Raw genomic sequence first — 20,427 nt, 5'->3', positions numbered from 1 at the left:
CGGTGCCGGCCCCTGTCGCGCGTACGCCCGTGGGCCGGCACCCGAGCGGCGCCGGCCCACGGGCGTGCGGTCAGCCCTCCCGGGCCGCCGCGAGTCCCGCCGCGGTGAGTGAGCGGCGCACGGCCGGCTGGACCCGGGTCAGCCGCAGCGGCACCCCCGTGCGCACGGCGGCCTCGCGGCCGGCCATCAGCGCGGCGATGCCGCCGGCGTCGAAGCCGCCCGCGCCGTCCAGGTCGACCACCACCTCGGCGGGCTGCCCGGTCACCGCCGCCAGCATCGCCCGGCGCAGCTGGTCCGCGCCGTCGCGGTCGACCTCACCGCCGACCTCCACGACCACCCGGTCGCCGTTGTGCCGCACCGAGATCCTGGTCTTCGCCGGTTCCGACTCGGCGGCCCCGCTCTGCCACGGTGGCGGGGCGTCGGCGAGCATCGCCTGGCGCAGCCAGGTCAACGCCCGCGACAGCAGCCGGGAGACGTGCATCTGGGAGATGCCGAATCGGGCGGCGATCTCCGCCTGGGTCTGGTTGCCGTAGAAGCGCATGGCCAGGATGCGCCGCTCCCGCCAGGGCAGCCGGTGCAGCAGCCCGCTGACCGTCACCCGGTCGTCGACGGACTCCAGCGCGTTGTCGGACTCGCCGACCAGGTCGCCGAACTCGGCCGAGCTCTCGCCGCCGACGGGGGCGTTCAGCGAGGCCGGGCTGTAGCCGGCGGCGGACTCCAGCGCCGCGAGGATCTCCTGCTGCGGCGTCTCCAACCGTTCCGCCAGCTCGGCGACCGTCGGGGCCCGGGACAGCTCGCTGGTCAGCGCGGAGGTCGCCTGCCCCACCTCCAGGATCAGGTCGCGCAGCCGGCGGGGCACGTGCACGCCCCAGGTGCGGTCGCGGAAGTGGCGCTTGATCTCGCCGACGATGGTGATGGCCGCGTACGCGGTGAACGAACCCCGCTCCGGGTCGTACCGGTCGACGGCGTTGACCAGGCCGAGCCGGGCGACCTGCTCCAGGTCCTCCAGCGGCTCGCCGCGCCCCCGGTAGCGGCGGGCCAGCCGCCCCGCGAACGGCAGCGCGAAGCGGACCAGGTCGTCCCGCGCCTCCTGGCGTCGTTCGGGCGGTAGGCCCTCGATGCGGGCCGCGTACGCCAGTGCGGCCGCGTCGAGGTCCTCCAGGCCCCGCTCCGTCGGCGGTGGTGTGGTCGTGGTGGTCTGTCCGAACATCCGCGCCTCCCTCAGGAAGGTCCCCCGCCCGGATTCAGGAAACCGGTCGTGCGCGCGCGTGGTCGCACCACGCCCGGGCCGGAAAAGTGGGTCACATGACTGGGATGTCAGCGGGCGACGACGCCACGCCGGACGGCGTGATCAGGCCGTCGCAGCCAGCGGTGTTCCCGCTCCGTAGGTACTCAATCACGGGACCCGGGGTTCGCGAGGATGTTTCGAAGGGGCCGGCTCAACAGACCAGCAAGCCCTGGCCGGCGCCGCCGTCGCGCAGCGCCACGAGGGCATCGGCGACGGTCATCGGCGGCGGCGTCGGCAGGTCGTACGGCTGTGCCCGCAGCACCTCCGTGGCCCGACGGGTGGGCACCGAGGTGACCGGGTAGCCGCGTGCCGAGGTGCGGTCCAGCGCCCGCCTTCGGCGGCCGAAGCCGGCGACGGCCAGCCACTGCGGCAGCCCGGCCACCGCCGGCGACCGCAGGCCGGGCGGTTCGGGCAGCACGTCCACCGAGCTGAACGGCTCGCTCCCGGCGAGCCACCACTCCACCCCCTCCACGCTGCGTCGGGTGGCGTTCTCGCACCAGTACGGCACCATCCCGGCCCGCACCACCTGCCACGGGTCGAGCAGCCGGCCGCACTCCACCACCAGCCGGTCACCGGTCTTGCCGGCCGCGCGCAGCCACCGCCGGTACAGGTCGGCGGTCGCGGCGCTGAGCGCCTCCGGGCGCGACACGAGGACCCGGTGCAGCGGATGCCGGTGCCGGCCGGTCCACTCCCGGACGGCGGCCTCGAAACCGGAGTCCACGCCGTGTTCCGCCGGCTCGGGCGGCGAGGTGACCTCCGGCGGCTGCCAGTGCGCGCCGTCCCCGCCGGCCGAGCGGAGCACCTGGCGCAGGGCGTGGCTGTCCGGGTGGAAGTCGACCGGGTCGAGGCCGCTGCCCGGGCAGCCGACCTGGAAGCTGTGGCCCGGAGCGGAGTCGAACACCGGCCAGGTGCGGGCGTCGCCCAGCAGCAGCACCGGGGCGCCGGGTTCCAGCCGGTCGGCCAGCCACCGCGCGTACGCGGCCGGCAGGGACCGCCACCGGGCCGCCAGGGACACCGTGACGCCGGCCAGCGCGCCCCGGCTCGCGGGACAGTGCACCTGGCGTACGTGCAGGTCGGCGTTGCCGCCGAGGATGCGGGCGGTGAGCGCGGCCCCGTGGTCCAGGGCGGCCTGCGGCCGGTCGACGGCGCCCTGCGCCCAGTGCACGCTCATCTCGAACCCGGCCGGCAGCCAGGGCACGCCGAGGGCCATGGCCAGGTGCGCGGTCGCGCCGTGCGGGGAGCCGATCAGGGCGCCCGGGTAGCGCCGGCGCGGGTACTGGTCGGCGAACCAGCGGGCGATCCGGCCCGCGTCGACCTCGGCCGTCTGGCCGGGCGTGAGCGCCACCCGGCCGGCGGCCCGGACGACCGCCGCCCGGCGCACCGGCTCGGGCGCGCCCGTGAACCTCGACAGCGGCCCCGGGTGTCCCGGGTGTCCGAGGTCGGCGCAGTCGGCCCCGCGCAGCGCCCGCGCGGTGGCGGCCACCAGCACCCGCGCCGCGCTGCCCGCGGCCACGACCCGGTCGCCCGCCAGCCCGGCACCGTCGGCCGTGAGCCCCTCGCGCACCTTGTGCACCGGCCCCACCTTGCCTCGTTCGCTCACCACGCGGCCCGGCTTCCCGTCCCGATGGGGTTCAAACAGGGCATCCCCCACCGGGCGGGAGCAATCAGAAGATCCCGGGCGGGCCGGCGCGGGTGCGCCGAAGGAGGGCCATGGTGCCGGTCACCGCCGCCACGGCACGCCGGTGACCAGGGTTTCAGTGGCACGGCAAGGGGCACATCTGCGCCCATGCGCACCGACGACGGCGCCCCCGCGGCGGCCACCATCACGCCCTACCAGGACGGGCCGCTGCTGGTCCGGGGCGATTTCGCCCTGGTCACCCCCGACGGCGAGACCATCGACGCGAGACGGGGCACGGTGGCGCTGTGCCGCTGCGGCAAGTCGGCGCTCAAGCCCTTCTGCGACGGTACGCACAAGGCCGTCGGCTTCCGCGCCGGCAGCACCAGCGACAACCCCTGATTGGCGCCCCTTCCGCGCTCCCCCGCGCCCGCGCGCTCACTCCGTTGTGGTGGGCGGGTCAGGCCGCGGCGGCGGGGACGTCACCGGTCCGGGGGCGCTCCCGCAGGTCGATGCGGATCGGGGCGCCGGTGCGCAGGGAGGTGCGGCCGACGGTCCAGGCGTCCAGCAGGTGCGTGGCGAAGCGCCGGTCCACCGCCAGCGCGGCGGCGGCGCCGAACAGCACGTCGGGGGCGAGCCCCGGCTCCACCCGGACCAGCCCCCCGCACATGTCGTGCGCGGCGATCTGCTCGTGCACCGCGTCGGCCTCGACGTGCTCGTCGTAGAAGCGGGTGGCCGCCTCGTCCAGGCCCAGGCGGCGCAGCCCGTTGCCGTACCGGCGGTTCGGCAGCGAGGAGGTCATCTCGTACGCGGCGAGGTGCCCCAGCAGCGCCCCGCGCAGCCGCCGGTGCAACCCGAACAGCGACATGAGGTTGTTGGTGGCGAGGGTGACCGCCGGCACGGCGTCCAGGTGGGCGGCGTAGCCGGTGTCGAGCCCCAGCCGGCCCAGGGTGACCCGGAACAGCTCGGCGTGCATCCGGTCCAGCCGCCCGTTGCCGTACTCGTCCATCTGGATCTCGACCAGCGCGGCCTTCGCCGGCCCGCCGAGGCGCGGCAGGGCCCAGCTGTGCGGGTCGGCCTCGCGCAGGTGGTAGATCGAGCGGTGGGTGACGAACTCGCGGAACTGGGTCAGCGACGCCCGGCGTTGCAGGTATCCGGCGAGCGACGGCCCGTCGTCGGCGGCGACCACCTCGGCCAGGGCCGCCGGCACCCCGCCGGGCAGCGCCGCCGGCAGCGGCCCCACCAGCGCCCGCACCGCCGCCTCGAAGTGGCGTTCGGCGTACGCGCGCAGCGCGAGCAGGGACGGCTGCCACTCCCAGCCCTCGTCGACGCCCTGCCAGCTGCGGTAGTGCAGCTCGTAACAGCAGAAGAGCGTGAGTTGGAGGTCCTCGTCGGTGAGCGGATCGGCCGGGTCGAGCCCGTCGCCGAGCCCCGCCGGAAGGTCGTGCGGGGCCTCCCGCAGCGCGTCCAGCAGCGCCGCCGAGACCGGTCCACGGGGCTGCGGCAGGGGCGCGGAACCGTACCGGCGGTCCGGGGACTCTGACAAGGTGACCTCCAGCGTCGAACTGCCCGTCCTCAGTGCCCGTCCGTCGTGCCGTTAAACGAGGTCGTCGACCTCCTCGGCCACCGCGACGGCGAGCATCCGGTCGCGCACCCGCCGGGCGGCGACGCCCTCGGCGAACACCTGGCTGAGGTCCGCGAACGCGGGCTCGGGCGGCTCCAGCCGCACCGCGGGGTCGACCACGGCCTCCAGCACGCAGGGCCGGTCGGCGGCCAACGCCTCGTCCCAGGCCGCCCCCACCAGCTCCGGCCGGTCGACCCGAACCCCGTGCAGGCCGAGCAGCCGCGCCCAGCCGGCGTACGGCACGTCGGGCAGGCGGTGCGTCGCTTCGGTGGGCGTACGGCCGCCGCCCGTGCCGGCGTGGTCCCGGTCGTTGAGCACCAGCACCACCAGGCGGGGATCGCGCCAGCTCTGCCAGTGGTGCGCCACGGTGATCAGCTCGGTCAGCCCGTTGAGCTGCATCGCGTCGTCACCGAGCAGGGCGATCACCGGCTGGTCCGGGGCGGCGAGCTTGGCCGCCACGGCGTACGGCAGGGCACAGCCCGTCGCACCGAGCGTGCCGCAGAGCTGCGCGTTGACGCCCGGGGGCAGTTCCACGTGCCGGGCGTACCAGTAGCTGACCGATCCGACGTCCACCGCCACCGCACCGCGGCGCGGGATCCGGGTGGCGAGTTCGTGCAGCACGAGCTGCGGGTTCACCGGCTCGGCGGGCGCGGCGGCGCGGCCGGCCCGCTCCGCCCGCCACCGCTCGACCGAGCCCTCGACGGTCTGCCGCCATCGGGCGTTGGGCCGGTCGGAGACCCGGGCCAGCAGCGCCCGCAAGGTCTCCCTGGCGTCGCCCACGAGCGGCACGTCCACCGGGTAGCGGGTGCCGATGCGGCGGCCGTCGATGTCGATCTGCACCGTGCGGGCCTGCCCCGGCACCGGGTAGTAGTCCGTCCACGGATTGTTCGTGCCGACCAGCAGCATCGTGTCGCAACCGCCCATCAGCTCGACGGCGGCCGGGGTGCCGACCTCGCCGAGCACACCCGCGTGGAAGGGCAGCCGCTCGTCGAGCACCGGCTTGCCGAGCAACGAGACGGCCACCCCGGCGCCGAGCCGGTCGGCGAGGGCGACGATCTCGTCGGCCGCGCCCCGCCCACCCTGCCCGACCAGGATCGCGGTCCGCTGGCCGTTCGCGAACAGCTGCGCGGCGGCGTCCAGGTCGACCTCGTTCGGCATGACCCGGGCCAGCGGCTCGCCCGGCGTCGCCGAGATCACCCCGGCCGCGTGCGCCTGAAGGTCGGGCACGCTGGCCTCCTGCAACTGGCGCGGCAGCACCACGCAGACCGGGCTGCGGGTGGCCGCGGCGATGCGGAACGCCTGGTCGAAGAGGCCCGGCACCCCTTCCGGGATGCGGCCGTACCGGACGAACTGGTTGCACGCGTCGGCGAACAGCCGGCTCAACCCGATCTCCTGCTGGACGCCGCCGAGCGGACCCGAGACGTCCTCGCCGACGATGGCCACCACGGGTCTGCTGTCCAGCTTGGCGTCGTAGAGGCCGTTGAGCAGGTGGACGGCGCCCGGGCCCTGGGTTGCCAGGCAGACCCCGATGCCGCCGGTGAACTTGGCGTGCCCGGTGGCCAGGTAGGAGGCGGTCTCCTCGTGCCGGGCCGGCACGAACGCCGGGTCCCCGCCCGAGGCGTCCAACGCCTCGACCACCGGGGCGATGGCCTGCCCGGGGTAGCCGAAGACGCGCGGCACCCGCCAGGCGCGCAGTCGCTCGACCACCAGGTCGGCCACCGTACGCTCAGCCATCGCCACGACCCGGCGTGCCGGCGTCGACGTAGCGCAGCACCGCCCCGACGCCGTCGGTCAGCTCGGGTGCCTCGTCGGGGCCCAGCACGGTCAGCTCGGCGTCGGTGCCGACGAGCGCGCGCACCAGCGCGGCGTCGGCGCGGACCTTCTCCGGGTCGCGCACCGACATGGCGGTGAGCTGCCCCGGGTCGGTGGCGATCTCGGTCGGGTCCGGCCCGATCCAGAGCTCCCCGGTCGCGGACGGGTCGTCGACGATGAGCATCGTCTCGACCTGGTTGCGTTGCAGGGCGGACACCACGGCGTCCAGCCCGGCGCCGACCTCCTCCTGCATGCCGAAGCGGTTGAGCACGGTGGAGATCCGCTGGTCGGCCACCTCGGCGATGGTCTGCACGGTGAGGTCGTCCAGCAGGCTCTGGTCGGCGCCGCCGCCCCGGGATCCGGCGTCGGTGCGCACCATCAGGTCCTGCCAGCGTTCCGGCAGCTGGGCGGCGATCATGCCGGTGGCGCGTACGTCGCCGGCGACCACCACCACCTCCGCGCCGACCTTCTCGGCCAGCTGCACGGTGGCGGCGGTGATGTCGCCCGCGTTGTGGTGCCAGGCCTCCATCGCGGCCTTCTGGTGGTGCGACTGCGACCAGCCGCCGGGCTGCACCCGACGCAGCTGGAAGTCCTCCCGGCCGGTCACGTGGGCACGGCGCGGCACGCCGCCGGCGCTGATCGCCAGGGCGTCGGCGCCGGTCCGGTCGGCCAGCACCCGCACCCAGGCCACCTGCTCGCCGCGCTGCGCCAGCATGGGCATCACGTGCGGCAACGGGGTGTACGCGCCGAGGTCCCGCAGCGGCGGGGCGGCGAGGTACTCCGACAGCACCACCCGGCCCCGGGCGCCGAAGACCGCCAGGCCGTAGCTGCCCGGCATCGGGTCGTGCTCCCGGACGACGCGTTCGACGGCGTCGATGGTGTCCACGTCGGCGCGCTGCTGCTGAAGTTGTTGTCGCAGGGCCCGCCAGCGCAGATCGAGCGCGGGACGGGCGTCCTCGGTGTTGGCGGAGGCGTCCAGGTACACCGAGACCCACGGCCCCGGCCGGTCGTAGAGCGGGCGCAGGAAGGACAGCTGCATGCTCGACCCCTTTCCAGCTCGGCCCCCCGCTTACCCGCGCCGCCCCGGTTGTCACCTGACCGCCGCGAGCGCGTGACCGAAGTTCATTCATGTCGTTCAACCCGATTGACCGATACCATGAGTGAACGCAACCGGACTATGGGTGGTGGAAATGGACAGCGACCTGCACATCCGGCGGATCGTCCACCCGACCGGCCGGATCGTCACCGGGCGGATCGTCCGGTTGATGGACGGCTACCCGCGCGAGGTGCGCATCGGTCAGCCGGTGCTGGTCGCGGTGCTCGCGGCGGCCGGGATCGCCGGCCTGCTGATGGCGCTGGCGCGGTCCCTGCTCTCCGCCGGCTCCGGCTCGGCCCGCCGTCGGTTCAAGGACCTGAAGAAGGGCCCGGAATACCTGGTCACCCCGGTGCGGCTGCGTGACGCCGCCGGGCGGCTCTGCGAGGTCGAGCTGCACGGGCACCTGCCGCAGAGTGCCCTGCACCCGGCCGACCACGTGCAGTTGACACTGCGCCGGCAGGGCGACCCGGACCTGCCGCCGAAGATCGAGCGGATCGTCAACCTCACGACGGGCCAGCTGCTCACCCCGCGTACCGCCACCCTGTGGTCGCACCTCGGGCCGCCGCTGCTGCTCCAGGCGGTGCTGGGCGCGCTGCTGGTCGGCGCACTGGTGGCCTGGTCCGCGCTGACCTGACGGCCCGGGAATTCCCGGCCCGCGCGCCTCGCCGGGAGCCGGCGGGTCAGCCGACGGAAGTCAGCGGTCGGCCCGCCTCGCCGGCGGTGCGCAGCATGCCGCGCCGGGCGGCCCAGCGCTCGAAGACCAGAGTGGCGAACGGTGGCACGGCGCAGGCCAGGGCCACGAGGGTGGGCCATGCCCGCCAGCGGTGCAGCCGGGCCATCGCGAGCACCAGCAGACCGTACGCGACGAAGAGCGCGCCGTGGATCGGGCCGAAGATCTGCACGCCGATCTCGTTGCCCGGGGGGCCGTACTTGACGGCCATCCCGACGAGCAGGGCCAGCCAGGAGCATGCCTCGGCGATCGCCGCCGCCACGAAGAGTCTGGTGATCTTCTCGCGCATCGTCACTCCCCCACCGGTTGCCGCACATGCTAACCGTGTCGCCGGCCGCACCGGCCGCACGACGGGCGGAGGCGACAGGGATCACGCGGGCCCCGCGTGGGTACGTACAGGAATCTTCGGCTCTTCCCCGGCCCGCCCCGCGCGTGCGAGGTTAGGGGGACCAACGGTGACAGGGCGGTGACCATGGGCGAGGACGTCGGCGTACGGACCTTCAGTCGCGAGGACCGGGCCCGCTATCGCGAGAAGGTGCGGCGGTGCCTGGACGTCTTCGCCGAGATGCTCCGGGAGTCCCGGTTCGACGTCGAGCGGCCGATGACCGGGCTGGAGATCGAGCTGAACCTGGTCGACGACGACTCGATGCCGACCATGCGCAACGCCGACGTGCTGGCCGCCGTCGCCGACCCGAGCTTCCAGACGGAGCTGGGCCAGTTCAACGTCGAGATCAACGTGGCGCCGCGCCGGCTGGCCGGCACCGGCACCCGCGAGTTCGAGGAGAGCGTGCGGGGCAGCCTCAACGCCGCCGAGACGAAGGCGCGCGACGTCGGCGCCCACATGGTGATGATCGGCATCCTGCCGACGCTGCGCCCGGAGCACCTGACCGCCGAGACGCTGTCGGCCAACCCGCGCTACGCGCTGCTCAACGAGCAGATCTTCGCCGCCCGCGGCGAGGATCTGCGGATCGCGATCAACGGCGTGGAACGGCTCGCGGTCACCGCCGACACCATCACCCCGGAGGCGGCCTGCACGAGCACCCAGTTCCACCTCCAGGTCAGCCCGGCCCAGTTCGCCGACTACTGGAACGCCGCCCAGGTGGTCGCCGGCATCCAGGTGGCCCTGGGCGCGAACTCGCCCCTGCTCTTCGGCCGGGAGCTGTGGCGGGAGACCCGCATCCCGCTGTTCCAGCAGGCGACCGACACCCGGCCGGAGGAGATCAAGGCCCAGGGCGTACGCCCCCGGGTGTGGTTCGGCGAGCGCTGGATCACCACCGTGTTCGACCTGTTCGAGGAGAACGTGCGCTACTTCCCCGCGTTGCTGCCGGTCTGCGACGCGGAGGACCCGGCCGAGGCCCTGGCCCGGGGCGACGTGCCGAGGCTCGCCGAGCTGCGGCTGCACAACGGCACCGTCTACCGCTGGAACCGTCCGGTGTACGACGTGTTGAAGGGCCGGCCGCACCTGCGGGTGGAGAACCGGGTGCTGCCGGCCGGTCCGACGGTGCTCGACACCGTGGCCAACGGTGCCTTCTACTTCGGCCTCGTCCGGGCGCTCGCCGAGGCCGACCGGCCGCTGTGGTCGCAGATGTCGTTCAGCGCGGCCGAGGAGAACTTCACCGCCTGCGCCCGGCACGGCATCGACGCCCAGGTCTTCTGGCCCGGCCTCGGCTACCTCCCGGTCACCGAGCTGGTGCTGCGCCGGCTGCTGCCGCTGGCCCACCACGGGCTGGACCGGTGGGGCCTGGATCCGGCCGAGCGGGACCGGCTGCTCGGCATCATCGAGCAACGGTGCCTGACCGGGCGCAACGGCGCGAGCTGGCAGGTGGAGACCCTGCACCGGTTGGAGTCCGCCGACCACCTCGACCGGCCGGCGGCGCTGCGCGAGGTGGTGCGGCACTACGTGACGCTGATGCACAGCAACCGACCGGTCCACGAGTGGCCCATCCCCTGACCGGAGTGGCCGCCCGCCGGGCCGGTGCCGCCCGGCGCCCCCGGTGCCTGCCGGCGCCCCGGTGCCTGACGGTCGCTCCCGACGTCGCCCGCGCGGGCGAGCGTCAGAGCGGGCCCGGTCCCTCCCCGTGGTCCGGTCCCTCCCCGAGGTAGGCGCCCGACACCTCCGAGCGCACGGTCCACCCGAGCGCGCGGTACAGGGCACGTCCGTCGTCGGTGGCGACGAGAATCCCGGTGCGCGCTCCGCGCCTCGCCGCGTAGTCGCAGAGCGCGCGCATGACGACGACGCCCAGCCCGCGCCGCCGGTGGGCGGGCTCCGTCTCGACCTGGTCGACGACGCCGAACTCCCCGGCGCCGGCCAGCCGCCCGGAGGCCACCCCGCGCCCGGCCGCGTCGAGGACGGTCGCGACGACGACCCCGCCCTCGGCGACGACCCGCGTCGCGTACGGTGCCGGCGGCTCGACCGCGCCCGGCGTCAACGGTGCGCTCATCAGGTGTCCGGCGCTGTCCAGCGTCCAGGCCTCGGGCAGGGCGGCGCGCAGGCCGGCACGGGCCCCGCTGATCTTGATCCAGGTGCCCGGAGCGGTCGACGCCCGGCCGAGGCGCCCGAGCGTGTCGGCGTCGTAGGTGTGCAGCACGTGGCGTACGCGATGGCCCGGCAGGCCCACGTCGACGCGGAAGCCCCCGGGGATCGCGACCGGGGCGGGCGTGCCCCGGGAGACGGCCCAGCCGCGCCCCCAGGCCGTCATCAGCTCCGACACGGTGTGCGGCGAGCCGTCCACGGCGGTACGGGTGAGCGCGTCCGGCATGGCTGGTCCCTTCACGGCGGCGGCGGCCCATCCTCCAGCTTATTGCCAGCTATTGGCAACAAGCGCGGCATTCCCGCCCACTGGTCACCGGGTCGACGGCAGCCCGGACAGCGCGGACGACGTCGCCCGCGCTCCCTGCGTTCCCCCTACCGGGACCTGCCACCCTCGACTCAGACCTTGAGGACGACCTTGGTGCACTCGTCCTGCTTCTTCTGGAAGATCTTGTAGCCCTTGGCGGCGTCCTTGAGCGCCATCCGGTGGCTGATGATGAAGCTGGGGTCGATGTCCCCGCGCTGGATCCGGTTGAGCAGCGGACGGGTGTAGCGCTGGACGTGGCACTGACCCGTACGCATGATCAACGATCGGTTCATGAACGCGCCCATCGGGAACTTGTCGACGAAGCCCCCGTACGCCCCGATCACCGAGACGACGCCGCCGCTGCGGCAGGCGAGGATCGCCTGGCGCAGCGCGAACGGCCGTTCCGTCTCGACCCGGGCGGCCTGCTTGGCCCGGTCGTACGCGTACACGGCGGCGTTGCCGTGGTGCCCCTCCAGGCCGACGGCGTCGATGCAGGCGTCGGGCCCCCGGCCGGCGGTCATCGCGTTCAGCGCGTCGAGCACGTCGGTGTCCTCGTAGTTGACGGTCTCCGCGCCGACGTGCTCCTCGGCCAGCCGCAGCCGGTACGGATACCGATCGATGACGATGACCCGCGCCGCGCCCAGCATCCGGGCGCTGGCGGCGGCGAGCAGCCCCACCGGGCCGGCACCCCACACGGCGATCACGTCGCCCGGCTTGATGTCGCACATCTCCGCGCCCATGAAGCCGGTGGGAAGGACGTCGGCGAGCATCACCGCCTGGTCGTCGGGCACCTCGTCGGGCACCTTGACCGGGCCCACGTCGGCGAACGGCACCCGGGCGTACTCGGCCTGACCGCCGGCGTAGCCGCCGAGCAGGTGGGAGTAGCCGAAGATCCCGGCCGGCGAGTGCCCCATGATCTTCTCGGCCGTCCCGGCGTTGGGGTTGGAGTTCTCGCAGACCGAGTAGAGGCCGCGCTGGCAGGAGGAACAGTGGCCGCAGGCGATGGGGAAGGGCACCACCACCCGGTCGCCGGGGCGCAGGTTGCGCACCTGCGGGCCGACCTCCACCACCTCCCCCATGAACTCGTGGCCGAGGATGTCGCCCTTGCGCATGGCCGGGATGTAGCCGTGGTAGAGGTGCAGGTCGGAGCCGCAGATCGCGGTCGAGGTGACCCGCACGATCGCGTCGCGGGCGTTCATGATGGTCGGGTCGGGCACCTTGACGACCTTGACGCTGTCCTTGCCCATCCAGACGGTGGCCTTCATCGTTCGTCCTCTCGGGTCGCGGGCGGTCAGCGGCGGGCGACGGGCAACGGCTGGGCGGGGCGTTGCATGACCTGCTGGCGTAGGGAGATGCCGTCCGGGCTGCCCTCGGAGCGGACCACCTCGCCGGTCTCCACCACCTGCTTGAACCGGCGCAGGTCGTCGCGGACCTGCTGCTCGGGCTCCTCGCCGAAGAGCTTCGCCACCGCCCGACCGAGCGCGCCGGCCGGCGGGGCGTAGCGCAGCCGCACCCGGACCTCGGTGCCGCGGTCGCCGGGGGCGGGCACGAAGCGGACCCGGCCGGCGTTGGGCACCCGGGTGCCGGGCAGCGAGCGCCAGGCGAGCGACCGGTTCAGCTGGTCGTCGACGATCTCCGCGTCCCACTCGATCCGGCGGCCGGCCGGGCCCCGCGCGATCCAGTGCGACCGGCGCAGGTCGTCGGTGCGTACCGCGTCCAGGTGGGACATGAACCGGGGCAGGTTCTCCAGGTCCCGCCAGAACCGGTACGCCTCGGCCGGGGAACGGTTGACGGTGACCGCGACCTCCATGTCGATCACCCGCCGTAGCGCGGCCCGGGCCCGCCCGGCGCGCACGGCGGCGATCAGGTCCACGGCGGCGATGCCGGCGATGGCGGCGGTGGTCAGGGCGACCCGCCGGCGCCGCTCGCCGCACCGGTCCGCCCAGGTCCGGCCGAGCAGGGTGAGGTCGACGGCGTCGCCGGCCACCCGGGTCCACGTCCAGCCGGCCGGCCGGCGGCCGGCGAGCAGGCCGGCCGCGTGGACCAGCTCGCGGGCTCCCACCGCCGCAATGACCGCGCGCGCGGCGGGTGAGTCGTCCACCCCGGTCAGCCGGGCCACCGTACGCGGGGCCAGCAGCCCGCCCGAGCCGAGGGCGAGGCTGACCACGCCCAGCACCCGGGGCAGCCCGGTGCCCCGGTCACGTCGTTTCCGCTGGTCCAGCATCATCGGATCGGTCTCGTCCACGTCGCACCACCGTCAGATCGTCCTGACCCGCCCCCCGGGAGGGCCCGGCGGCGGGAAGCCGCCATGCCTGACGCTATGCCCGAGAAACGTCCCACGAACCCCGAATCCCGACAGACCCCCCGGACCATCGCGGGTCGGGCGGCCGACCGGGCGGGACCGGCCCGGGGCGGCGGCGGTAGTCCGGTCCAGGGTCCGACCAGTTCGCCGGCCGACCGACCGAGCATGGCGTTTTTTCGGTGGCGTGTCGCGTGGGTCCCTTCGAGGGCTTTCCTGAGCGAATTCGAGCCCGCCGAGGAATGCGGACACAGAACGGAGCACGACGCGCAGAGCCCCGGCCGCGGCCGGGGCTCTGCCGATCACGTACGGTCAGGCCGGAGAGAGGCCTTCGGCAAAGTCGTAGAGGCTCTTGACGTCATTGTCGAAATACGGGCCGTCGAACTGGCCGTTGCCCGGGTTGTCGCCGTGGCTCACGACGCTGTTGATGAATCCGAGGCCGTTCTGGTCGTTGTACTCCTGCAACCAGGGCCCGCCGCTGGAGCCGTAGGTCATGTTGCACCACATCCGGATCTGCTGGCTGCCGGCGTGCCAGGTGCCGCTCTGGCAGAAGTACTGGCTCTCGCCGCCGCCGAGGTTGGACGGATAGCCGAGGGCCGTCATCAGGGAGATGTTGTAGCCCCAGTTCCAGCGCATCCCGTGGCCGCCGACCGTCTGCACGACCTTCAGGCCCCAGTTACCGCCGTTGTGCATGATGGCGATGGCCATGTCCTCGTCGTAGCTGCTGCTGTTGATCCACGCGGTGCGGGCCGCGAGCTGGTAGGCCACGAACGTGCCGAACGGCCGCGCGCCGTTGCGGTAGCGCGGCACGAACTGCCAGTTGCTGTACCACTGCCCGCCGGCGCCCTGGTGCACGCAGTGCCCCGCGGTCATGACCAGTCGCGCCTTGCCGCTGGCCACCGCGCTCGCCGAGCACGAGGCGGTGCCGCCGTTGGGGGTGGTGAAGTAGACCTTGCCGACGGTCGCCGACTCGTTGAGCTGGATGCCGACGTCGGCGCCGCTGGCGACGCTCGGCCGCACCGGCGCGACCGAGCCCGCCGGCCCGTCGGGCTTCGGCGCACGGTTCAGCGACTCGGTGGCGTTCGCGGACTTGACGATGTCCAGGTCGACGGCGTTCGCCATCCGCTCCGGCGTCCAGAACGCGGTGACCTCACTGGCGACCGCCTGGTTGGTGATCGCCCGACCGTCACTGGTGCGGGCGACGGTGGTGGTGTTGCCGTTCCTGTCGCTCGTGGGCGGCTTCGCCTGAGCGACCGCCGAACCGGTCAGCACCAGCGCGAGCGCCATGCCGGCCATTGCGGACCAGCGTAGGGTTGATCTCAACAGTTGCCCCCTTTTTCGGGTACTCCAATTCTGACCAGCGAAACGTAGCGATTGAAGTGCTCCAATCGCAATGGGATTCGCATGGCAGGTAGGCGACACTGACTCATTGGCGACCGGAATGGGCCCGCGGCCGGCGACAAGCAAGGCACGTGCAGCCCGAACAGAAGCCCCGATATTGACCTCGCAATTCCCATCGCCGCGAATCCGAATCGTCAGCTTGAGAGCGATCGCAGTTGTCGACGGCTGGGAATTGCGCTCACGGGGACGCGTCGGCTCGACATCTACTAACCATGCGGTTAGTGTTCATACCAGGCGGTCAGCCACCGATCGCCGTCGTCGATCCGACGCGAACGGTCGGAAGGAGCAGCACGATGACCGAGACAGGCACCGCCGCCCCCGAACCGCCGACCACGCCGAACGACATCGCGCAGTCCGCCGCCGGCCCCCGGCGGCCGCGGTGGTGGCGCCACCCCCGCGGCTGGCTGAAGGTGGCCACGATCGCCGTGCTGCTGGTCCTCGTCGGCTGGTTGGCGCTGCGCGACACCACCCCCGTCGGGTACTTCACCTCGGCCGAGGGCCGGGACCGGTTCGCCGCCGCCTACGATCGGGCGATGGCCGAGCTGCCACCGCCCGCCGCCACGTTGGACGTGCGGACCACGTACGGCGTGGTGCGGCTCTACCGGTTCGACGGCGCGAACCCCGGGCGGGCCCCGCTCGTGCTCGTTCCGGGCCGGGCCGCGGCCTCGCCGCTCTGGGCCGACAACCTCGACGAGCTGCTGCGGCTGCGTTCGGTGTACACGATGGACCTGCTCGGCGAGCCGGGCATGAGCGTGCAGGCCCGCCCGATCGAGGATCACGCGGACCAGGCGGCGTGGTTCCACCAGGTGCTGCTGCGGCTGCCGGAGCCGCGGGTCCACCTCGTGGGGTACTCCATCGGCGGTTGGACCGCGGCGAACGTGGCGATCCGCCAGCCTGGGAAGATCGCCGGTGTGGTGCTCATCGACCCGGTGGTGACATTCGCCGACCTGCCGTTCGAGACGATCGTGCGGTCCATCCCCGCGTCCGTGCCGTGGACGCCGAAGTCGTGGCGGGACAGCTTCAACAGCTGGACGGCCGGTGGCGCGCCGGTCGAGGACGAGCCGGTCGCCGAAATGATCGAGTCGGGCATGCGGCACTATTCGCTCGACCTGCCCGCCCCCACCCGGTTCACCGACGCGCAGCTACGCGGCCTCGACCTGCCGGCGCTGGTGATCATCGCCGAGGCGTCGGTCATGCACGACGCCCGGCAGGCCCGACGCACGGCCGAGGCGACGCTCACCCAGGCCACCGTCCGCTTCTACGAGGGCGCCAGCCACGCCGTCAACGGCGAGCAGCCCGAGCGGATCGCCGCGGACGTGGGGGCGTTCCTGGCGGCGACGCCGTGACCACCGGCCGCCCGGCCAGGGCCCGGCAGCTCACCTTCACCGAGCAGGCCCGCCGCGCCCAACTGGTCGAGGTGACCATCCAGTTGATCGCCGCGCACGGCTACGCGGGCTGCTCGCTGCAACGCATCGCCGAGGCGGCCGGCATCACCAAGGCGGCGGTCATCTACCACTACGCCAGCAAGCGGGCGGTGATCCGCGCCGCCTACGACACGGTGATCACCGGGCTGACCGAGCACGTCGGGGCGCTGATCGCGCAGGCGGCGACGCCGGCCGGCCAGGTGGACGCCTACGTGCGCGGGCTCATCGGATACATGGGCGCGCACCCCGACCACGTGCGGGTCATCGTCGAGGCGCTCGACGACGACCACGACACCGGCATCGCCGACCGGCCCGGCTCGCCCGAACGCTGGCGACCCCTCGCCGACCTGGTGGAAGCCGCCAAGGCGGCCGGGGCGTACCGGGCCACACTCGACGCGCGCACCACCGCGATCGTGCTCGGCGGCGCGATCGACGCGGTGGTCGCGGAGTCCCTCACCGACCGCTGCTACGACCTGCGCGCCGCCGCGGACGTCGTCGTCGACATGCTGCACCGCACGGCACTACCGCCGGCGTGACGCATCGCCGGGAGTCCGGCCCCGGCCGGTCGACGACACCCACCCCTGCCGCGCACCGCCCACCCGGCATCGGCTAGGAACGTGCCATGCCCCGCTACCTGCTCTTTCCTGGCCGCCATCACCTGCTGACCCGCTTCCAGGCCGAGTACCTCCGCCGGCTCGCGGCGCGGGGCGACGACGGCCTCGCCGAGGGTGACGGCCCGGCCGGAGGCGAGGGCGTGACCGGAGGCGCGGACGCCGGCGGGGCGACCGTGGTGTGGGCGGTGACCTCGGCCAACCACGAGAACACCCGGCGCAACCCGGTCCCGTACCACCGGCGGGAGGCGGCGATCGAACGGTTCAGCGTGCTCGCCGGGCTCCGGTCGGTGGTGGTCCCGGTCTTCGACACCGCACCGACGGACAGGTTCGCCGAGGTGACGCTCAAGACCGTCGCGGCGTCCACCGGGTTGGAGCTGACCCCGGCGGACACGGTGGTCGCCTGCTCCACGCCGGAGGTCGCCGCGATGTACGAACGGCTCGGCTTCCGGATCGCCGGAGTGGAGGCCGACGTCGAGCCGGCACCGGTGCGCCCCTGGGACGTCCTGCTGCGGCTCGCGGGCGACGACCCGTCTTGGCGGGACCTCACCCACCCGGCCACCGTCGACGTGTACCGCCGCTACCGGCTCGACGACCTGGTCCGCTCGGTGGTGAACGACCCGGTGGTCGGCGACGAGGGCGGCCTGACCGCCACCCGCGACTACCGGACGTACGCCGAGGCGTTCAGCGACGCCGCGCAGCGCAAGTGGGACGCGGTACGCGAGCACGTGCGGCCGGGGCGGATCGTCGACGTCGGCTGCGGCGCGGGCGCCGTCCTGGAACTGGCCGACCGCGAGCCGGCCCTGCGGGAGAGCGACCTGATCGGCGTCGAGGTGGCCCGGCACCTGTTCGAGGAGTGCGTGCACAAGAAGGCGCAGGGCGTGTTCGCCAACCCGAACGTCTTCTTCTACCGGCGCAACGTGCTCGGCGGGGCGGTGTTCGCGCCGCGCTCGGTGGACACCACGATGACCTTCGCGCTGACCCACGAGATCTGGTCGTACGGCGAGCGGATGGCCTCGCTGCGCCGGTTCGTGCGGGCCCTCTACGACCACACGGTGCCGGGCGGCGTGTGGATCAACAGCGACGTGTGCGGCCCGGACGGTCGGGACCGGACGGTGCACCTGCGTCTGGCCACGACGGACGGCGGAAACCCGCCCCGGCCGCGTACCGACCTGGCGGCCGGGCCGCCCGGTGAGGTGGCGGCGTACGTCGGTGGCCTGTCGACCCGGGCCCGGCTGGACCAGTTCGCGGTCGACTACCGCTTCCCGTTCGCGTACCGCCGGGTGGACGGGACGCACGACGTGGTGGAGCTGACCCTCGGCGCGGCGATGGACTTCCTCACCCGCAAGGACTACACCGACAACTGGCTGTCGGAGACCCAGGAACAGTTCTGCGGCATGGAGTACGCCGAATGGAAGTCGTTGCTCACCGACGTCGGCTTCGAGATCGACGCCGCGAGCGGAACGTCCCGCAACGACTGGATCGTCGACAACCGTCTCGCTCCGGTGGCCGCCCTCAGCACCCCGGCGGGCGAGCCGCTGGACTGGCCGGTCACCCACGTGCGCCTGGTCGCCCGTCGTCCGCTCAACACCTGACGCGTGAACCACCAGGCCCGGCAGGCCCGCCCGCGGCATCGTCACCACGGCCGAACGGGGGGACTAGTCTGAGCGTCGGGATGTCCGACTGCGGCGCATGATCCTCGGAGGGCGGAAACGTGGACCTGGAGAGGACCCGGCTGCTCGGCGTCGGGGAGTCGTACGCCTTCGCCACCGGGACGGGTCAGCGCGGCGCCGTGATCGTGCACTTCGACGGCCGACGCGACATCGTGCTCTACGACCCCGACGACCCCGAACGGGTCCGGCACACCCTGACGCTGGAGGGCACGGAGTCCCGGACGATCGCCGAACTGCTCGGCCTTCCCCTGGTCACGGACCACCTGACGGAGTCGACGCCGCCGGTGGAAGGCGTCGAGACCGTGCGCATGCCGGTCCCCGCCCGCTCGCCGTACGTCGGTCGCCGACTCGGTGACACGCGTGCGCGGACCCGCACCGGCGCCTCGATCGTCGCCGTGCTCCGGGACGCCCACGTGATCCCGTCGCCGGATGCCGACTTCACGCTGCAGTCCGGCGACTCGCTGGTGGTCGTCGGCGACGGTGCCGGCCTCGTCAGGCTCCGTGAGGTGTTCACGGACGGCTGAGCCACCACCGCCACCGGTGCCGGGGCGACGCTGGTCGTCCGCCGAACGCCGAGGTGCCGGTCCGGTCAGCGGGTCAGGCCGAGCAGCGTCGCCAGGCGTGCCACGCCGGCCGGCGCCGGGTGGGCCCGGGCGACCTCGGCGACGACCGTACGCGCCACGGGCCGGCACCGGACCTCGGCGGGCGCGACGGCATCGGCCTCGACCAACGACCGCCCGGCCCCGACCAGGTCGCCGATCTGGAGGTACGCCCGCGCGGCGTCCACGAGGTAGGCGGCCCGGCACTCGGCCGGCAGCCGCCGCCACGCCTCCTGCCGTACCGTCTGCTCGTGCCGGCGCACCGCCTCCCCGGCGTCTCCCCGCTCGAGAGCCGCCACCACCCGGGCCGCCCCGACGGCGCCCGACCCGAAGCCGGTCCGGTGCGGGTCGTCACCGGCGACCCGCGCCGCCACCTCGACGGCCCGCTCGATCAGCTCCTCGCTGCGGCGGGCGTCGCCGCAGCCGGCGGCGGACAGCGCGGCCTGGAGCAGCAACGCCCCGTGCACCGCCTCCGACGCGGGCGCGGCGCGACGCGCGGCGGCCAGCGTCGCCACGAGCGCCAACCGGTCCCGGCCCGACGCGCGCAGCGCCTGACCGACCGACACGGCCGCCGCCCCCGCCAGCACCGCGTCGCCGCCCGCCACGGCCACCGCCCGGTCGGCGGCCAGCCAACCGAGGTCCGCCTCGTCGAGCTTCACCAGCACCGACGAGGTGATCCGGTACGCCTGCACCAGCAGCCCCGGCTCCTGCGCCCGCACGCCCTGCGCGGCGTGCAGCAGCCTCGGCAGCAGCCGCACCACCTGGGCGTAGTGCGCGTGCTGGTAGGTGAGCCAGGCGTGCGCGACGTACCGGCCCGTCTCCACCACGGACGCGGTCGCCCGGTGGTCGTCGTAGCGGGCGAGGGCGGCCCGTACGCCATCCACCCCGGCTACCGGGCCGGCCCCGACCGGCGGCGGGCGGTGCTCGCCGAGCAGCACCAGCGGGTCGACGCGCAGCACCCGGGCGATCTCCAGGATCACCGGGTACCGGTCCAGCGGCCGTACGCCCCGCTCGGTCTTGTCCACCCAGCTCTTCGACCTGCCGAGCCGGTCGGCGAACATCTGCTGCGTCATCCGCCGCCGCGCCCGCCAGCGGGCGACGCGGCGGCCGATCGGCTCGTCAGCGCTGGTCACGCCGCCACCGCCGGTCCGGCACCGCCCGGGTGGTCTCCTCCACCGGTACGCGCTGCGCCTCGGCCTGTGCCAGGAGGCGCTGTTTGGCAGCCTCCCGCTCAGCCGCCTCGACCTGCTCACCCCGGCTCCGCGCCGACTCGTCGCCCTGCATCCGCATCTCCCTCGACTGGAAGGGCGCGACGGTAGGACTTCCTGTCGCCGCGCCCACGGGCTCCTGAGGCCAGCGAAGTCGACTGATGATCGACAGACCAGATGGCAAGCGATGTGCGTGGTTGCGTCGCCCTC

General features: G+C 73.8%; 19 protein-coding genes. 7 read left to right on the top strand and 12 right to left on the bottom strand.

Annotated features, from left to right (window positions below):
* Positions 1-70: 70 nt before the first annotated feature.
* Together KBX06_RS08555 and KBX06_RS08550 are read right to left on the bottom strand one after the other, a co-directional pair.
* Positions 71-1,210, bottom strand: a complete 1,140-nt coding sequence (locus KBX06_RS08555) for a SigB/SigF/SigG family RNA polymerase sigma factor (protein WP_210833698.1) — start codon at positions 1,208-1,210, stop codon at positions 71-73.
* Between the two features lie 229 nt (positions 1,211-1,439).
* Positions 1,440-2,852: a hypothetical protein gene (locus tag KBX06_RS08550; RefSeq protein WP_210833764.1), complete on the bottom strand. Its 1,413-nt coding sequence runs from the start codon at positions 2,850-2,852 to the stop codon at positions 1,440-1,442.
* A 222-nt stretch (positions 2,853-3,074) separates the two neighbouring features.
* Here KBX06_RS08550 and KBX06_RS08545 point away from each other — a divergent pair, with 222 nt between their 5' ends.
* Positions 3,075-3,305 carry a CDGSH iron-sulfur domain-containing protein gene (locus KBX06_RS08545; RefSeq protein ID WP_210833697.1) on the top strand — a complete coding sequence of 77 codons (231 nt, stop codon included), beginning with the start codon at positions 3,075-3,077 and terminating at the stop codon, positions 3,303-3,305.
* A gap of 58 nt (positions 3,306-3,363) precedes the next feature.
* Here the strand turns inward: KBX06_RS08545 and KBX06_RS08540 are convergent, their stop codons facing one another.
* The 3 genes from KBX06_RS08540 to KBX06_RS08530 are packed head-to-tail and all read right to left on the bottom strand — an operon-like array spanning position 3,364 to position 7,378.
* Positions 3,364-4,449, bottom strand: a complete 1,086-nt coding sequence (locus tag KBX06_RS08540; protein ID WP_210833696.1) for an iron-containing redox enzyme family protein — start codon at positions 4,447-4,449, stop codon at positions 3,364-3,366.
* A 51-nt stretch (positions 4,450-4,500) separates the two neighbouring features.
* Positions 4,501-6,261 carry a thiamine pyrophosphate-binding protein gene (locus KBX06_RS08535; RefSeq protein ID WP_210833695.1) on the bottom strand — a complete coding sequence of 587 codons (1,761 nt, stop codon included), beginning with the start codon at positions 6,259-6,261 and terminating at the stop codon, positions 4,501-4,503.
* Entirely contained in the window at positions 6,254-7,378 is a 1,125-nt protein-coding gene (locus KBX06_RS08530) for a Vms1/Ankzf1 family peptidyl-tRNA hydrolase (protein ID WP_210833694.1), read from the bottom strand. The genes KBX06_RS08535 and KBX06_RS08530 overlap by 8 nt, the downstream gene beginning before the upstream one ends.
* 142 nt (positions 7,379-7,520) lie before the next feature.
* On the opposite strand from KBX06_RS08530, the gene KBX06_RS08525 reads away from it, so the two are divergent.
* Positions 7,521-8,069 carry a hypothetical protein gene (locus KBX06_RS08525; protein WP_210833693.1) on the top strand — a complete coding sequence of 183 codons (549 nt, stop codon included), beginning with the start codon at positions 7,521-7,523 and terminating at the stop codon, positions 8,067-8,069.
* Between the two features lie 46 nt (positions 8,070-8,115).
* On the opposite strand, the gene KBX06_RS08520 is transcribed toward KBX06_RS08525, so the two are convergent.
* Positions 8,116-8,454 (bottom strand): DUF3817 domain-containing protein, encoded by a 339-nt coding sequence (locus tag KBX06_RS08520; RefSeq protein ID WP_210833692.1) that lies wholly within the window; start codon positions 8,452-8,454, stop codon positions 8,116-8,118.
* A 183-nt stretch (positions 8,455-8,637) separates the two neighbouring features.
* Here KBX06_RS08520 and KBX06_RS08515 point away from each other — a divergent pair, with 183 nt between their 5' ends.
* A complete protein-coding gene (locus tag KBX06_RS08515) occupies positions 8,638-10,116 on the top strand; it encodes a glutamate--cysteine ligase (protein ID WP_210833691.1) in 1,479 nt (492 codons plus the stop codon).
* A gap of 103 nt (positions 10,117-10,219) precedes the next feature.
* On the opposite strand, the gene KBX06_RS08510 is transcribed toward KBX06_RS08515, so the two are convergent.
* From KBX06_RS08510 to KBX06_RS08495, 4 genes are all read right to left on the bottom strand, one after another.
* Entirely contained in the window at positions 10,220-10,924 is a 705-nt protein-coding gene (locus KBX06_RS08510; RefSeq protein ID WP_210833690.1) for a GNAT family N-acetyltransferase, read from the bottom strand.
* 170 nt (positions 10,925-11,094) lie between these two features.
* Positions 11,095-12,267, bottom strand: a complete 1,173-nt coding sequence (locus tag KBX06_RS08505; protein ID WP_210833689.1) for a zinc-dependent alcohol dehydrogenase — start codon at positions 12,265-12,267, stop codon at positions 11,095-11,097.
* A gap of 26 nt (positions 12,268-12,293) precedes the next feature.
* Positions 12,294-13,247, bottom strand: coding sequence for an SRPBCC family protein (locus KBX06_RS08500; RefSeq protein WP_307854515.1), 954 nt, complete (start codon positions 13,245-13,247; stop codon positions 12,294-12,296).
* A gap of 366 nt (positions 13,248-13,613) precedes the next feature.
* Complete coding sequence (locus tag KBX06_RS08495; protein ID WP_247685484.1) at positions 13,614-14,597, bottom strand: serine protease; 984 nt, start codon at positions 14,595-14,597, stop codon at positions 13,614-13,616.
* A 398-nt stretch (positions 14,598-14,995) separates the two neighbouring features.
* Here KBX06_RS08495 and KBX06_RS08490 point away from each other — a divergent pair, with 398 nt between their 5' ends.
* The 4 genes from KBX06_RS08490 to KBX06_RS08475 all read left to right on the top strand — a co-directional run bounded on the left by KBX06_RS08490 (position 14,996) and on the right by KBX06_RS08475 (position 18,934).
* On the top strand, positions 14,996-16,048 hold the full coding sequence (locus KBX06_RS08490; protein ID WP_210833688.1) for an alpha/beta fold hydrolase: 1,053 nt from the start codon (positions 14,996-14,998) through the stop codon (positions 16,046-16,048).
* Positions 16,045-16,662, top strand: a complete 618-nt coding sequence (locus KBX06_RS08485) for a TetR/AcrR family transcriptional regulator (RefSeq protein WP_210833687.1) — start codon at positions 16,045-16,047, stop codon at positions 16,660-16,662. The genes KBX06_RS08490 and KBX06_RS08485 overlap by 4 nt, the downstream gene beginning before the upstream one ends.
* Positions 16,663-16,748: 86 nt before the next feature.
* Positions 16,749-18,332, top strand: a complete 1,584-nt coding sequence (locus tag KBX06_RS08480) for a class I SAM-dependent methyltransferase (RefSeq protein WP_210833686.1) — start codon at positions 16,749-16,751, stop codon at positions 18,330-18,332.
* 119 nt (positions 18,333-18,451) lie between these two features.
* Positions 18,452-18,934 (top strand): cation:proton antiporter regulatory subunit, encoded by a 483-nt coding sequence (locus tag KBX06_RS08475; RefSeq protein ID WP_210833685.1) that lies wholly within the window; start codon positions 18,452-18,454, stop codon positions 18,932-18,934.
* A gap of 65 nt (positions 18,935-18,999) precedes the next feature.
* On the opposite strand, the gene KBX06_RS08470 is transcribed toward KBX06_RS08475, so the two are convergent.
* Entirely contained in the window at positions 19,000-20,142 is a 1,143-nt protein-coding gene (locus tag KBX06_RS08470; RefSeq protein ID WP_210833684.1) for a helix-turn-helix domain-containing protein, read from the bottom strand.
* On the bottom strand, positions 20,129-20,293 hold the full coding sequence (locus KBX06_RS08465) for a hypothetical protein (protein WP_210833773.1): 165 nt from the start codon (positions 20,291-20,293) through the stop codon (positions 20,129-20,131). The genes KBX06_RS08470 and KBX06_RS08465 overlap by 14 nt, the downstream gene beginning before the upstream one ends.
* Positions 20,294-20,427 lie beyond the last annotated feature (134 nt).

The sequence above is a fragment of the Micromonospora sp. C31 genome (assembly GCF_018070575.1).
Lineage (GTDB): Bacteria > Actinomycetota > Actinomycetes > Mycobacteriales > Micromonosporaceae > Micromonospora.
The sequence above is the reverse complement of the archived record's forward strand: the minus strand, read 5'-3'. Positions and strand labels throughout refer to the sequence as shown.

Bases quoted from the DNA above. Each gene is read 5' to 3' on its own strand.
- KBX06_RS08555 (WP_210833698.1), bottom strand. From the start codon at position 1,210: ATGTTCGGACAGACCACCACGACCACACCACCGCCGACGGAGCGGGGC.
- KBX06_RS08545 (WP_210833697.1), top strand. From the start codon at position 3,075: ATGCGCACCGACGACGGCGCCCCCGCGGCGGCCACCATCACGCCCTAC.
- KBX06_RS08535 (WP_210833695.1), bottom strand. From the start codon at position 6,261: ATGGCTGAGCGTACGGTGGCCGACCTGGTGGTCGAGCGACTGCGCGCC.
- KBX06_RS08530 (WP_210833694.1), bottom strand. From the start codon at position 7,378: ATGCAGCTGTCCTTCCTGCGCCCGCTCTACGACCGGCCGGGGCCGTGG.
- KBX06_RS08520 (WP_210833692.1), bottom strand. From the start codon at position 8,454: ATGCGCGAGAAGATCACCAGACTCTTCGTGGCGGCGGCGATCGCCGAG.
- KBX06_RS08515 (WP_210833691.1), top strand. From the start codon at position 8,638: ATGGGCGAGGACGTCGGCGTACGGACCTTCAGTCGCGAGGACCGGGCC.
- KBX06_RS08510 (WP_210833690.1), bottom strand. From the start codon at position 10,924: ATGCCGGACGCGCTCACCCGTACCGCCGTGGACGGCTCGCCGCACACC.
- KBX06_RS08505 (WP_210833689.1), bottom strand. From the start codon at position 12,267: ATGAAGGCCACCGTCTGGATGGGCAAGGACAGCGTCAAGGTCGTCAAG.
- KBX06_RS08495 (WP_247685484.1), bottom strand. From the start codon at position 14,597: ATGGCCGGCATGGCGCTCGCGCTGGTGCTGACCGGTTCGGCGGTCGCT.
- KBX06_RS08490 (WP_210833688.1), top strand. From the start codon at position 14,996: ATGACCGAGACAGGCACCGCCGCCCCCGAACCGCCGACCACGCCGAAC.
- KBX06_RS08480 (WP_210833686.1), top strand. From the start codon at position 16,749: ATGCCCCGCTACCTGCTCTTTCCTGGCCGCCATCACCTGCTGACCCGC.
- KBX06_RS08465 (WP_210833773.1), bottom strand. From the start codon at position 20,293: ATGCAGGGCGACGAGTCGGCGCGGAGCCGGGGTGAGCAGGTCGAGGCG.